The following is a 13,930-nucleotide window of genomic DNA, read 5'->3' on the forward strand; positions in this document are numbered from 1 at the left end:
AGGAGGGTCCAGAGTCGCTGAATGCCCCGTGTCATAACCGGGTTAGCCCGCGTTAACCACCCGGCCCCGCTCGCGCGACCGTGACCGATAACCGGCATATTCCTTGTACAAGGAAACGCGAAAGAAACCGTTCAAGCCGATGGTGGCGCGAAAGCGCCTCGCAAAGGGACGAAGATGACCAGAAACGGCACACCCGCTGCCGCCGCCAGGCTTGCACCCGGCGTGGCGGACCGGATCGACTGGGTCGACTACGCCAAGGGCATTTGCATCGTCATGGTGGTGATGATGCACTCCGTGCTGGGCGTGGAGCAGGCCGCCGGCCACGCCGGGTTTATGCATGTGCTGGTGGCCTTCGCAAAACCGTTCCGGATGCCGGACTTCTTCCTGATCTCCGGCCTGTTCCTGGCGGTGGTGATCGACCGCGACTGGCGCACCTATCTCGACCGCAAGGTGATGCACTTCGCCTATTTCTACGTGCTGTGGGTGACCATCCAGTTCGCCTTCAAGGCGCCCGGTCTCGCCGGGCAGCACGGCTGGCCCAATGTCGGCCTGCTGTATCTGGAGTCCTTCATCGAGCCGTTCGGCACGCTGTGGTTCATCTATCTGCTGCCGATCTTCTTCGTCGTCACCAAGGCGACGCGGCCGTTGCCGCCGCTGCTGATCTGGGGTGTCGCCGCAGCGCTCGAGATGACGCATCTGTCGACCGGCTGGACCGTGATCGACGAATTCGCCGCGCGCTTCGTCTACTTCTATTCAGGCTACCTTTTCGCCGCCCGGGTGTTCGCGCTATCGGACCGCGCCCGCGCCCGGCCAATGCTGGCGCTGGCCGGCCTTGCCGCCTGGGCGATCGTCAATACGGCGCTGGTCTATGACGGCTGCAGCGAGTGGCCGGTGATCTCGCTGGCGCTGGGCTTTGCCGGCGCCATCGCCATCATCGTCATGGCGACGCTGCTGGCGCGCCGGCAGTGGCTCGGCTTCCTGCGCTTCTTCGGCGAGCATTCGATCGTCATCTACCTCGCTTTCTTCCTGCCGATGGCGGCGGCGCGGGCGCTGCTGCTGAAATTCGCCGGCTTCCTCGACATCGGCACCATCTCGCTGATCGTGACGGTCATCGGCGTGCTCGGCGCGCTGGCGATCTGGCGGTCCGCGCTGGCGGTCGGTGCCAACTTCCTGTTCGATCGGCCGGATGCCTTCTGGATCGCGCCACGCAAGAAGTCGGCGGCGCTGCAGCCTGCGGAGTAACCCTCACGGCACCAGATACAGCGAACCGCTGGTGCGCCCCGCCTCCAGATCGGCCTGCGCAACGACGGCATCGACGAGCGGATAGGCACGCCCGCTGGCTCGCAGTACGCCCGCCGACAGCGCGTCCAATACCGCAGCCGCGCCGCGGTGATAGTCCTCGGCATTGTTCACGTAGGCCATCACGCTCGGCCGCCCCAACAGGATGCTGCGCCGCGGACCGAGATCGTTAACGTCAAGCAGGGGAATCGGGCCGCCCGCCTGACCGAAGCTCGCCACCACACCGAACGGCCGCACACAGCCGAGCGTCTTGGCCAAAGTGGTTCCGCCGACGCCGTCATAGGCAACATCGACACCGCGGCCATCGGTGAGCACCGCCACCTCGGCTGCAAAGTCGGCGTCGCGGCCGACGATGACCTGCTGTGCGCCGGCGTCACGCGCGATTACGGCCTTGGACTCAGAGCTGACGGTCCCGACGACCGTGGCACCGAGGTGCCGCGCCCAGCGTATCAACAACTGGCCCAGACCGCCTGCCGCGCTGTGTACCAGCATCGTGGTGCCGACACCGGCCGGAAAGACCTTGTTCAACAGCATGTACGCCGTGATGCCCTTGAGCAGGGATGACGCCACGACCTCATCGGAAAGATCGTCCGGCAGCCTGATCGCGCGCCACGCCGGCAGATTACGCTCGGAGGCATAGGCCCCGACCGGGCTGCCGGCATAGGCGATGCGATCACCGATCTGCACCGAGGATACGTTAGTGCCGATCGCGGCGACGACGCCCGCCGCCTCGACCCCGGGAACAGCGTCTGCCGACAACGGATACATGCCCATGCGGTGATAGATATCGATGAAGTTGACGCCAATGGCGGTGTGCCGGATCCGGATCTCGTCGGGTCCCGGCGGCGGCAGTTCGACAGTGACACATTCGAGCTGCTCGATGCCGCCGGGAGCCTTGAGGCGAATGATGGTGGTCACGGGTCATCTCCTTGAATTCGGGTGCGCTCTCTTTGCCGCAAGCCGCGACTATGCAAAATTCTCCAATAACGCACCCTTGATGTGAGATTTCACCCATGCCCGACTGGGAAGACCTGCGGCACTTCGTGGCGCTTGCACGCGAGGGCTCATTATCCGCTGCCGCCCGCATGCTGCGCGTCGACCACGCCACCGTGGCGCGGCGCGTCGCCGCGCTGGAAGCCGAAACCGGCATGAAGCTGGTTGATCGCCGCGCCCGCAGCTATGCGCTGACGGAGATCGGGCGGCGCGTGGCGGCAGCGGCAGCACCGATGGAAGACGCAGCGTTCGCCGTGCAGCGCGCCGCGCAGGCAGCCAAGCCCGGCCTGCGCGGCGACGTCACCATCAGCTCGCCGCCGTCACTCACCAATATCCTGATCGCGCCGCAATTGATCCGCCTGCGGCAGCGCCATCCCGCCATTCGCCTGACGCTGATCGGCGAGAAGCGCGCTGCGTCGCTGAACCGGCGCGAAGCCGACATCGCGGTCCGCCTCGCCCGCCCCACGGAGCCCGGCCTGGTCGCCCGCAAGGTCGGCCATTTCGGTTTCAGCCTGTATGGCTCGCCGCAATACCTGAAAGACACACCGCCATCGGCATTCACTTTCATCGCCTACGACAAGAGCATGGACGATTCCCCGCAGCAGATATGGCTCAAGGCGGTGACCGCCGGGCGCGACATCGTGCTGTACAGCAGCGATCTGGAGAACCAGATCGCGGCCGCCCGCAGCGGAGTCGGACTGGTCGCGCTGCCGCATTTCATCGGCGATGCCGATCCGCAGTTGCGCCGCTATGCGGCGAATTCGTCGACCTCGGTAGCCCGCGACGTCTGGCTGATCGTGCATCGCGACCTGCGCAGCGCCCCAGTGGTGCGCGCGGTCATGGAATTCCTGGCCGACTGTCTCAAAGACCTTCGGGGCTGAACCGCCCGATCAACCGGCAACCAGCGCGACCTGGAACTGAACCGTACGCGGCACCGGCATTTCGGGAGCCACGCCTCACAAAGAAGCATCGATACTCCCTAGATGTTTGGTCCCAGCATTTGATGGTGCATTATTCTCCGACGGTTGGAAGGATGCGCTATGGGACAGGTTCACCACGGGAGCGCCACAACGACAGCGGCGGTCCGTCGAGCGATACAACATAGTCAAGAGAGCCTGAGGGTCTTGGCCAGGCGGCATGGGATCAATCCCAAGACCGTCGCCAAGTGGAAGGCGCGGGCCTCGGTCGAAGATCTACGAACCGGGCCGAAAGACCCGAAGTCGACGGTTCTGACGGTCGAGGAAGAGGCGCTTATTGTCGCCTTCCGGCGGCACACGCTGCTGCCGCTCGATGACTGCTTGTATGCCCTGCAACCAACCATCCCGCATCTGACGCGCTCGTCACTGCATCGCTGCCTGCAGCGCCACGACATCTCGCGATTGCCTGAAGTCGAGGGCGACAAGCCAGATCGGCGTAAGTTCAAGACCTATCCGATCGGCTACTTTCACATCGACATCGCCGAGGTCCGCACCGAGCAGGGCAAGCTCTATCTGTTCGTGGGGATCGACCGGACCTCAAAGTTCGCCTTCGTCGAGTTGCACGAGAAAGCCACTCGGCGCATCGCCGGCGACTTCCTGCGCCACCTGATCGCGGCCGTGCCCTACAAGATCCACACCGTGCTGACCGACAATGGCACGCACTTCACCACGCCCGGTGCCGGTGGCTCAGCGGTCCCTGAGATCAAGCTGGCCCTCGAGCGTGGCGAGCCGGTCTGGGCCCATGGCTTCGAGTTGGCTTGCGCCCAGGCCGACATCGATCATCGCCTCACCAAGCCCAAGCACCCCTGGACCAATGGCCAGGTCGAACGGATGAACCGGACTATCAAGGAAGCGACCGTCAAGCGCTTCCACTACGAGACCCACGACCAACTCCGTCGCCACCTCGGCGACTTCATCGACGCCTACAACTTCGCGCGTCGGCTAAAGACCCTGCAGGGCCTCACACCCTACGAGTACGTTTGTAAGATCTGGACAAAAGAGCCCACCAGATTCAATGTTGATCCGACCCATCAAAGTCCGGGACTAAACATCTAGAAATTGATTGTCGTCCGGACGCCGAACACCGCGGCGTCTCGGATGCGCCGGGTCTGCGAGGGATCGTTCGGATCGACCGCTCCGCCGGCGGGGTGCATGACGTATTGAAACAGCGGCTGAATCGAAACACCGGTCTTGACCTCCGCGAGATAGGTCATTTCGACGATGGCCTCGAAGTCGCGAACCGGAGTGGCGATCCCGGTGAACTGCTGCAAGTCGCGATCGAGCTGACGCGCGCCATCGGACATGCGCGCATAAGTCATCGCCAGGCCGATCTTGTCGTTCGGCCTGCTCTCGCTGAAACCGGTGAACTGGATGCCGCCATCGAGATAGATGCTGACCAGATTGCGATCCGACGGGCTGACCGACGCCCGCGCGAACAGCCCGATGCCCTTCTGCGGATCGAGCGCGCTATGCGCCAGCTTCTGCTCATAGACCGCGAAGATCCCCTGGTTGCGTCGTCGGATGGCCGGCTCGCCCGATCCATCGGGATCCGCGAGGGACAGACCCTGCGCCGTCAGGTGCAGATCGTCGAACGTCCCCATGTGATACCAGGCCCCACCGGTGATCGATCCCGGCAGCGCATCCGCCCCGAGTTCGAAGCCGTATTTGAGCTGGCCGATGAACCACGGCGGATCGTTGACGCGAAACAGCAACCCGTGCGGATTCTTGATCTGCGGGTCTTCGGGGCCTGGCGGCGCTGCATCGCCGTCGAACACCGCGAAATAGGCGGTGATGCGCTCGGATAGTTGCGCCTTGATGCGAATGCCCGGCACTGCCAGCGGCGGCGAAGGCCCGCCGCTCGGCAGGATCACCCCGGTAATACCCGGCCAGCCCAGCGCGGAATTGACGAAGATGTCGTCGTACTTGCTGTCGATGAATTCGAGGTCCGAGGGCTGCTGGCCGACCTTGATCATCAGCCGGCCGCCCAGCAGCGACTGCTCGATCCACATCTCGTAGAGCCGCGTCGCCGGCAACGCCTCGATGCCGCTCATCAGCATCAGGTTGCCGACATAGTCGCGCGACAGGCCGCCGCCATGGATCTGATAGACGTTGGCGTGGAAGGTCGCGCCGCTCCACCCCACCAGTCGCTCGAGATCGACGTCGGTGCCCAGATCGAGCCGCCCTGCATAGATTGCGCCGCGGCGAAGGCCGCCGGAGGCGTCACCGAGGGTTTCGCCGATATAGGTCGCGGAAAAGGCGATGCCCCAGTCGGCGAGGATCTGTCGGGCGTCCCTGGTGGCAATGTCGGCGTTCGCAACGACCTCTGAGGCGCGCGCCGGAGCAACATCAGCGACTGCAAAAATGAGCCACATCGCCCCGATCGCCGCCGCGCGCACCCTGCCTGTCCATCGTGTCGGCATGGACGATTACCTGATCAGGCCAAGGCGCTTCATGACGAAATAGGCCGATGCCGACGACAGCACGAGCAACACGGCGGCCCACAGGAAGGCGCTCTCATTGTCGGTGAACGGCAGACCCTTGGTGTTCATTCCGAAAATGCCTGTGATCAATGTCGGCGGCAGCAACAGGGAGGTCAGCACCGACAGCACGCGCAGACTTTCATTGCCCTGCTCCTCGATCTGCAGATGCAGCTCTTCCTGCAAGAGCCGGCTGCGTTCGCGCATTTCGACAATGCGATGGTCGAGCGAGTCCAGGCGTTGCGCCAGTTTGCCGGCGCGAAGCTGCAGCAGCGGCTTGAGCTCGCTGGCGCCCTTTTGCTCCAGCCGGTGGAATACGACGCGCAGCCCGGACAGTTGGCGATGCAGCCGCACGCAGGTGCGGCGCAGCCGGCCGAGCCGCTGCAGCATATCTTTGGAATTGTCCGACAGGATCTGCTCCTCGATCTCGTCGAGAGCCACCGCGATGCGGTCGGCGACGCGGTCCATGGTTGCCGCGACGTTCTCCACGATGGCTTCGAGCAGCGATGCCATACCGTCGACGCGGTGGCCGCCTTCGAGCAAGCGGCGGGTAGCGTCAACCGCGCACAGCGCGTGATGGCGACCGCTAACCAGAAGGCGCTCGGTCATCACGAAGCGCAGGTAGCCGGTCTCTTCTGTGGTGTCGTCAATATCCCGCAGCAGATCGGAAATCACACCATGGACGCTGTCATCGGTGGCGTGCAACTGCTGATATGTATCCTTCGAAAGCAGCAGCGCGCGCGCCTGTGCCGGCACACGCAGATCGGCCTGCGTCAGCCATTGCAGCGCGCGCGAATCGGTGAGGTTGAAGTGCAGCCATAGCAGATCGCCATGCGCGATATCGATCGGCGCATCGATCGCGAGCTGCTCCGGTCGGCCGTCCGGATGAATGCGGAACGCCCAGATCAGGCCGGGGATGACTGCCATCGCGGAAGCGTCAGGCACAAGCATTGCCGAAAACGAGAGGTCAGTCGACACAAGACACCCAGTACTTTCCACGCCACATGACGACGCCTGCCCTCAGCGGGCGCAACGACCCGATGCCAGCGCCGACCTCGGCGCGGCACAGACATGAAATGACATTTCCGTTACAGGGACATGTCAGCCGGAACTATTCAGCGGCTTCGGCGAGCGTCGCACTTTCCTTGTTGTAGTCATGAACCACGCGGCCATAGGGCAGCGTCAGGTCGGCGACGAAGTGATGCGCCCCGATCACCTGGCGCACGGGAAAATCCGCGACCGGTGCGTTGACATGCGGCACGAGATGCAGCCGGCCGGGGCCGAACCAGGAGCCCTTCACCGTGATGTCGACCAGATTGATCGCCACCGGCTGGCAGACCTCGGCGCTGCCATCGACGCCGGGGATCAACTTCAGATTGATCTGGGTCTTCGACAGCGTGGCAAGGGTTGCCTCGCCGTTGCCGGCCATTGCGCCGTGCTTGTAAGCCATGGTCCCCATGGCGACCTGCTGCCCGGCATATTCCAGCGTGCCGGTCAGCGTGTCCTTGACGATCTCCAGCTTGGGATGGGCGTATTTCTTCGGAAAGCCCCAGATCTCGCGGCCCGCGGCGATCGGCGGATCGTCATCGAGATACATCTGCGAGACGAAGTTGACATCCTCGCCCTTGAACCGCGCCGGGATCACCAGGCCGGATTCGGTGTAGCTGCCGAAGCCGGAGCTGTCGGGCATCTTGATCCACTCGTAGTGCACGATCGGCTGCTCGATCGGCTCCAGCGGTTCCGGCAATCCCATGCGGATCAGTTCCGGATCGGTCTCATAGGTGATGACCAGGAACTCCCGGTTCACGAAGCGATAGGGCCCGGCGGGATAGCTCGGACCGGCCATCGGCATCGACGGCAGCCGAAGGATGTCTTGCTTGCGCATCGGGGAATTCCTTTGTTCAGTGAGCGGTCCAGCCACCATCGACGGGCACTGTCGTGCCGGTGATGGAGCGGGCGCCATCGGTACAGAGAAAATTGACGAGAGCGGACAGTTCTTCGACCGTGACAAAGCGTTTGGTCGGTTGTGCCGCGAGCAGCACGTCTGTGATGACCTGCTGTTCGGTGATGCCGCGCGCCTTGGCCTGTTCGGGGATCTGCTTCTCGACCAGCGGCGTCATGACGTAGCCCGGGCACACCGCATTGACAGTGATGCCGTGCTCGGCCAGTTCCAGCGCCGCGGTCTTGGTCAGGCCGGCAATGCCGTGCTTCGCCGCGACATAGGCCGACTTGAATGGCGACGCCACCAAGGCATGCGCCGAGGCGATGTTGACAATCCGCCCCCAGGACTTCTTCTTCATGCCCGGAATGGCGCAGCGCGTGGTGTGAAACGCGCTCGACAGGTTGATCGCGAGAATGGCATTCCATTTCTCGACCGGAAACTCCTCGATCGGCGCGACGTATTGAATGCCGGCATTGTTGACCAGGATATCGACGCCGCCGAACTCTTGCTCGGCATGCGCGACCATCTCGCCGATCGCCGTGTCGTCCGACATATCGGCGCCGCTGTAGAGCACCTTGATATTGTGGCCGTTGGCCATCTCGCTACGAATCGCTTCGATCTCGGCTGCGTCGCCGAAGCCGTTCAACATGACGTTGACGCCGTTTGCTGCAAGACCACGCGCGATGCCAAGTCCGATACCGCTGGTCGAACCGGTGACGATGGCGGATTTTCCGGACAGCATGGCAAAACCTCAAATGAAATGCAGGACAATTTCGATCAACTGGTATCGAGGACGTTTGACACCGATATGAGACATTTCCATCAGATGCATGACACGCAGCGAGCTGCCGTTCGCCAATGCGGCATCACCGCCCTGCCCTGTCACGACCGTGTCATCGCCGCCGAATTGTAGTGCTCCGGCATCGATCAATATGGCAGCGAGGGATCACCATGGACGCACGAACACCGGATACAGAAGTTGACGCCGTCACCGGCTGGCGACCCGAGCGTTGCGACCGCGTGGCGCTTGTGCTGCAGGGCGGCGGAGCGCTCGGCGCCTATCAGGCGGGCGTCTATCAGGCGCTGCACGAGGCCGGCATGGAGCCCGACTGGGTATGCGGCGTCTCCATTGGAGCTATCAATTCTGCGATCATCGCAGGCAACCCGCCGGCCCTGCGCCTCGAAAGGCTGCAGACGTTCTGGGAACGCATCACGGCGCGAAAGGTCTGGCACTACACGCCGGACGGCGACATCTACCGCAAGGCGCGCAACATGGCGAGTTCGTTCATGACGACGACGCTGGGGCAGCCTGGCTTCTTCAAGCCGCATGAGGTCGGTCCGTGGCTCAGCCCCGCGGGCGCAAAGTCCGCGACCAGCTACTACGATACCGGACCGCTGCGTGAGACGTTGCTCGAGCTCGTCGACTTCGATCTCATCAACTCGCGTAAAGTTCATTTCGCCGTCGGCGCGGTGAATGTGCTCAGCGGCAATTTCCTCTACTTCGACAACAAGAACGAGGTGATCGGGCCCGAACATGTGATGGCCAGCGGCGCATTGCCGCCTGCCTTGCCGATGGTAAAGATCGGCACCGATCATTTCTGGGATGGCGGAATCGTCTCCAACACGCCGCTGCAGCATTTGCTGGACCAGGATGACAAACTGAACTCCCTGGTATTCCAGGTCGACCTGTTCAGCGCACGCGGCATGCTCCCGCGCGATATCCAGGAGGTTCTGGCACGGCACAAGGACATCGTCTATTCATCCCGCACCCGGCACAATACCGACGTCTACAAGCAGATGAACAATCTGAAGGCCGATCTCTACAAGGCGCTGCAAAAAATTCCGGACGGCCAGCTCAGCGCGCATGAGCGCGATTTGCGCGACCGATTGGCAGACCTCCCGGAAATCACCATCCTGCAAATCATCTATCAGCAGAAGGCCTATGAGAACGACTCCAAGGATCATGAATTCTCGGCGACCTCGATGCGCGAGCACTGGCAAAGCGGCCTGGACGATACCCGCCGGACGCTGAAGCGACGCGACTGGCTCGAATTGCCCGAACAAGGCATGGGCATCGTAGTGCACGATGTTCATCGCGAACGCGACTACTGACCCGCTAAAGCAGAAGGGCGCCGCAATGCGGCGCCCCCTGACTATGCAGCGCGTTAGAATCCGAAAAACTTGGCGCGCAATGCGTCTTCGTATTTTTCCTTGGCAGCCAGCACGGCATTGCGCGTCTCGTCTTCCTCGAAATGCGCCTTCTCCCACAGATCGATCTCGGTCACGGAATGATTCCCCGATGCCAGCGCTTCCTCGCGCCGGATCGCGGCGATCCATGCCTCCACCGAGGCCTTGTACGATGCCTGCAGCTCATCCAATTCCGTATGTTCGCCGTCCATTTCAGTCCCCTTCTTGCCACACCATAGTATTTTCGACGATCAATACCGCCCGAAAACGAAGGAACGAAGACACGGCCGAGACGGCCGCGCCAAAGCGGTCAGGTTCGCTGCTCAGTAGCGGTCAGCGACGTACATATCCGGCGGAATCGGACCGCGATGGTAGTCCGGATTGTGAATGCGCGCCGGCAGCAGCACCGGGTCGTGCGGCACGTCGTTATAGGGAATCTGCTCGAGCAAGTGCGCGATGCAATTCAGCCGCGCCTTTTTCTTGTCGACGGCCTGGACGATATGCCAGGGCGCTTCCGCGATATGGCAACGCTCGAGCATCGCTTCCTTCGCCTTGGTGTACTGCTCCCAGCGGCTGCGTGCCTCGACGTCCATCGGGCTCAGCTTCCACTGTTTCAACGGATCGTGGATGCGCATGGTAAAACGCAGATGCTGTTCCTCGTCGGTGATGGAAAACCAGTACTTGATCAGCACGATCCCCGATCGCACCAGCATGCGCTCGAACTCCGGCACCGACCGGAAGAATTCCTCGACATCGCTCTCGGTGCAGAATCCCATCACGCGCTCAACGCCGGCGCGATTGTACCAGTCTGCGGTCGAACAGTACGATCTCGCCACCGGCCGGCAGATGCGACACATATCGCTGGAAATACCACTGTGTACGCTCTCGCTCGTTTGGCGCGGGCAGCGCAGCGACGCGACAGACCCGCGGATTCAGCCGCTGGGTGATGCGCTTGATAACGCCGCCCTTGCCGGCAGAGTCGCGCCCCTCGAAAATCACCACGACCTTCAACTTGTTAAGCTGCACCCAGCTCTGCAATTTGACCAACTCGCCCTGCAGGCGGAACAGCTCCTTGAAATAGACCCGCCTGTCGACCGTCTCCTTCGCGCTGTGCCCCGAGAACTCGTTGGTCAGCAGATCGAGCCGATCATCGTCGATCTCAAGCTCCAGCTCTTCATCGAAGCTATCGCGCATCTCCTCGTGAATTCGCTGCTGCATTTCAAAATCGGCGTCGATGGATTTGTCGGTCATGGATGGCTCCGGGTGGCAGTCCGCAAGCGGACCGCTGAATCGGTCCGTGGGCACGCGATGAGAAAATCTGGACAAGCAGGCGCCCGCTTCGACATGAATGAGAGACCGGAGTGCGGTCCGGTCTCTCTTCCATCGTCGGCCCGGTTCGTCGAAGGCAATCGACGAACCGGGAAGGGCCTCAGAACAGGCGCGAGAACAGCACGTACAATGCACCCGACAGGATGATCGCCGCCGGCAGCGTCAGCACCCAGGCCGCCAGCATGTTGCGGATGGTGGCCATCTGCAGGCCCGAGCCGTTGGCCGCCATGGTGCCGGCGACGCCGGAAGACAGCACATGGGTGGTCGAGACCGGCAGGCCGAACACGTCGGCGGCGCCGATGGTGGCCGCGGCCACCAGTTCCGCCGAGGCGCCCTGCGCGTAGGTCAGATGCGACTTGCCGATCTTCTCGCCGACGGTAACGACGATCCGCTTCCAGCCGATCATGGTGCCCAGCCCAAGTGCGATGGCCACCGCGATCTTCACCCAGGTCGGGATAAACTTCGTCGCGGAGTCGAGCGAGCCCTTGTAGGTGTTCAGCACGCCGACGTCATCCTTGCTGAGGTCGTTTTCCTTGTCCTTCATCAGGAAGCGGATCGCTTCTGACGCGAGGTACATGTCGTTGCGGGTATTGCCGACGGATTCGGCTGGCACCTTGTCAAGCGTGCCGTAGGTATGGACCTGGTTGCCGATATCGATCACCAGCACGGCCAGCGACGGGTAGGTGCCCTCGACGATCTTGTGCTGCGAGACGTACTGCGTCACCGCCGGGCGGGGATCGCCGATGATGCTGTGGCCGGCGCCCTTGGCGGCGACGACCTTGGCGGCGGCAATCGAGTTGACCTGGAACTGCTGCACCTGGGATTCCGGCAACGCGCGGTTCAGCGCGTAGGCGGTCGGCACGGTGCCGATCAGAACCAGCATGATCAGACCCATGCCCTTCTGGCCGTCGTTGGAGCCGTGCGCGAAGCTGACGCCGGTGCAGGTCAGGATCAACAACCCGCGGATCCAGAGCGGCGGCGTCTTGTTGCCTTCCGGCGCAGCGTAGAGCGCGGGATTGCGGACGATCATCTTCAGCAGCAACAGCAGGCCGGCGGCGCAGGCGAAGCCGACCAGCGGTGACAGCAGCAGCGCGTAGCCGATCTCGGTGGCCTTGCCCCAGTCCACGCCGGAGGTGCCGTCACGACCGCGCAGCAATGCGTTGGCGACGCCGACGCCGATGATCGAGCCGATCAGGGTGTGCGAGCTGGAGGCCGGCAGGCCGAAATACCAGGTCGCAAGGTTCCAGATGATCGCGGCGATCAGCAGCGCGAACACCATGGCGAAACCGGCGGAGCTGCCGACCTGCAGGATCAATTCCACCGGCAGCAGCGCGACGATGCCGAAGGCGACGGCGCCGGTCGAGAACAGCACGCCGAGGAAATTGAAGAGGCCCGACCACATCACGGCGAATTCGGCCGGCAGCGAGTGGGTGTAGATCACCGTGGCCACCGCATTGGCGGTGTCATGGAAACCATTGACGAATTCGAAGCCGAGCGCGATCAGCAGCGCCACGAACAGCAACAGGTAGGGCAGATAGGAGGTGACCCGGGTACCGGTCGCCTGCACGTCGACATAGATGCTGTAGGCGACAAACAGCGCGCCCGCGGCCAGGATGCCGAAGAACAGGATCATGGTGAAGGGATTGAACCCCTTGTCGAGATTGGGCCGCGATGCCGGCTCTATAAGCCCGCCGTTGTCGCCTGTTTGGTTGATCGTGAAATCGGTCATTGATAACGCCCCTGCCGGTTAATAGGCGTTAATCTGTGCCCGACTGTCTTGAAGCTGGGATGACAGCCGCGACAATTCGACAACAAGAGCGAGGCGGGGAGCATATTGCCGACCTTCCGCGCCGGTTCCCCAGCGCGCGTCAGGCTGCCGGAAAGGCCAGGAAGGTTTCAATCGAGGCCGCATGAGCGAGAAGATTCGAACGGCGCCGATACGAATGCGCTGATGGCAGTCATTTGAAAAAGCGGCGAAGCGCATTCTGCGCTCTATTCCTATTTCGGCGATAGGCGCGATCCCCTGCATCGCCGCACTGGCGCGAAACGAAAGATAGTCGGCGAGATCGAAGAAGTGGCCGGCCGCTCGATAGGTCGACGGCAGGTGCCGCTTCAGCCACAGGGATGGCTTCGGACCACGGAGCGATATCGCGAGAAAGCCGCGACGACGAGGGCGGAACTGTGGAGCGGGCAAAGCCCGCGGGGCATGAAAAAACCCGCCAGAGGCGGGTCAAGACATTCAATTCAATACAAAGGTTGGTTGCGGGGATAGGATTTGAACCTATGACCTTCAGGTTATGAGACGGATGGCGGAACGTCCAACCTATTGAGATTACTAATGCTATTCCATTCAAAAATATTTTCGTGCTAGTTCGCGTGCTAAATCAGTGACTTAAGCACCCCCATTTGTGGCAAAAGTCTCACGTTTAGGCAGCCTATCTTGACGAGCCGCCCATCTGGGAGCGAGGGTTCGTTATCGCTCGCCGCCGAGCTCTTCAGGGCCGGGCCTGCATCCAACGCTCGGAGTGCGTGCTCAACCCCAGCCATTCCCACACTGGCCGAGCGGTTTAAGATTGGGCGTCTTTGCTCACTCAGAGTTAGCAAACCACCCATTTCCTAAACCAGCCACCCTCGCCCTAGGGTTGTTGCCTCCAATACACATCCCTCTGGCGCGCACAGTGGCATCCCTTGAAAATCCCGTTGCCAACCGGCAATGGAACCGGCAA

General features: G+C 62.4%; 12 protein-coding genes and 1 pseudogene. 4 read left to right on the plus strand and 9 right to left on the minus strand.

The features are described 5' to 3' along the window. Positions 1 to 174 precede the first annotated feature (174 nt). Positions 175 to 1,242, plus strand: coding sequence for an acyltransferase family protein (locus ACUXVA_RS02005; RefSeq protein WP_265081789.1), 1,068 nt, complete (start codon positions 175 to 177; stop codon positions 1,240 to 1,242). 3 nt (positions 1,243 to 1,245) lie between these two features. On the opposite strand, the gene ACUXVA_RS02010 is transcribed toward ACUXVA_RS02005, so the two are convergent. Then, positions 1,246 to 2,217: a quinone oxidoreductase family protein gene (locus tag ACUXVA_RS02010; protein ID WP_265081788.1), complete on the minus strand. Its 972-nt coding sequence runs from the start codon at positions 2,215 to 2,217 to the stop codon at positions 1,246 to 1,248. A 95-nt stretch (positions 2,218 to 2,312) separates the two neighbouring features. Between ACUXVA_RS02010 and ACUXVA_RS02015 the strand changes: the two genes are divergently transcribed. Both ACUXVA_RS02015 and ACUXVA_RS02020 read left to right on the plus strand, forming a co-directional pair. Further along, positions 2,313 to 3,173 carry a LysR family transcriptional regulator gene (locus ACUXVA_RS02015; protein ID WP_265081787.1) on the plus strand — a complete coding sequence of 287 codons (861 nt, stop codon included), beginning with the start codon at positions 2,313 to 2,315 and terminating at the stop codon, positions 3,171 to 3,173. 159 nt (positions 3,174 to 3,332) lie between these two features. Beyond that, on the plus strand, positions 3,333 to 4,325 hold the full coding sequence (locus tag ACUXVA_RS02020; protein WP_265078738.1) for an IS481 family transposase: 993 nt from the start codon (positions 3,333 to 3,335) through the stop codon (positions 4,323 to 4,325). Here ACUXVA_RS02020 and ACUXVA_RS02025 read toward each other — a convergent pair. The 5 genes from ACUXVA_RS02025 to ACUXVA_RS02045 form a co-directional block, all read right to left on the minus strand. Further along, on the minus strand, positions 4,322 to 5,641 hold the full coding sequence (locus ACUXVA_RS02025; protein ID WP_265081784.1) for a carbohydrate porin: 1,320 nt from the start codon (positions 5,639 to 5,641) through the stop codon (positions 4,322 to 4,324). The two genes, ACUXVA_RS02020 and ACUXVA_RS02025, sit on opposite strands and share 4 nt — an antisense overlap. 54 nt (positions 5,642 to 5,695) lie before the next feature. Continuing rightward, the gene (locus ACUXVA_RS02030; protein ID WP_265081783.1) at positions 5,696 to 6,673 is read right to left on the minus strand and encodes a transporter; all 978 of its coding nucleotides are present in this window, start codon (positions 6,671 to 6,673) and stop codon (positions 5,696 to 5,698) included. A 184-nt stretch (positions 6,674 to 6,857) separates the two neighbouring features. Then, positions 6,858 to 7,631 carry an acetoacetate decarboxylase gene (locus ACUXVA_RS02035; protein WP_445490580.1) on the minus strand — a complete coding sequence of 258 codons (774 nt, stop codon included), beginning with the start codon at positions 7,629 to 7,631 and terminating at the stop codon, positions 6,858 to 6,860. Positions 7,632 to 7,647: 16 nt separating this feature from the next. Then, complete coding sequence (locus tag ACUXVA_RS02040) at positions 7,648 to 8,430, minus strand: 3-hydroxybutyrate dehydrogenase (protein WP_265081781.1); 783 nt, start codon at positions 8,428 to 8,430, stop codon at positions 7,648 to 7,650. A 9-nt stretch (positions 8,431 to 8,439) separates the two neighbouring features. Further along, on the minus strand, positions 8,440 to 8,619 hold the full coding sequence (locus tag ACUXVA_RS02045) for a hypothetical protein (RefSeq protein ID WP_265081780.1): 180 nt from the start codon (positions 8,617 to 8,619) through the stop codon (positions 8,440 to 8,442). A gap of 20 nt (positions 8,620 to 8,639) precedes the next feature. On the opposite strand from ACUXVA_RS02045, the gene ACUXVA_RS02050 reads away from it, so the two are divergent. After that, the gene (locus tag ACUXVA_RS02050) at positions 8,640 to 9,800 is read left to right on the plus strand and encodes a patatin-like phospholipase family protein (protein ID WP_265081779.1); all 1,161 of its coding nucleotides are present in this window, start codon (positions 8,640 to 8,642) and stop codon (positions 9,798 to 9,800) included. 53 nt (positions 9,801 to 9,853) lie between these two features. On the opposite strand, the gene ACUXVA_RS02055 is transcribed toward ACUXVA_RS02050, so the two are convergent. The 3 genes and pseudogenes from ACUXVA_RS02055 to ACUXVA_RS02065 form a co-directional block, all read right to left on the minus strand. Continuing rightward, a complete protein-coding gene (locus ACUXVA_RS02055; RefSeq protein WP_265081778.1) occupies positions 9,854 to 10,087 on the minus strand; it encodes a hypothetical protein in 234 nt (77 codons plus the stop codon). Positions 10,088 to 10,198: 111 nt separating this feature from the next. Then, positions 10,199 to 11,126 (minus strand): annotated as a pseudogene (gene ppk2, locus ACUXVA_RS02060) (polyphosphate kinase 2). Between the two features lie 178 nt (positions 11,127 to 11,304). Next, positions 11,305 to 12,933: an inorganic phosphate transporter gene (locus ACUXVA_RS02065; RefSeq protein WP_445490584.1), complete on the minus strand. Its 1,629-nt coding sequence runs from the start codon at positions 12,931 to 12,933 to the stop codon at positions 11,305 to 11,307. Positions 12,934 to 13,930 lie beyond the last annotated feature (997 nt).

It is taken from the genome of Rhodopseudomonas sp. RCAM05734, from assembly GCF_052658035.1.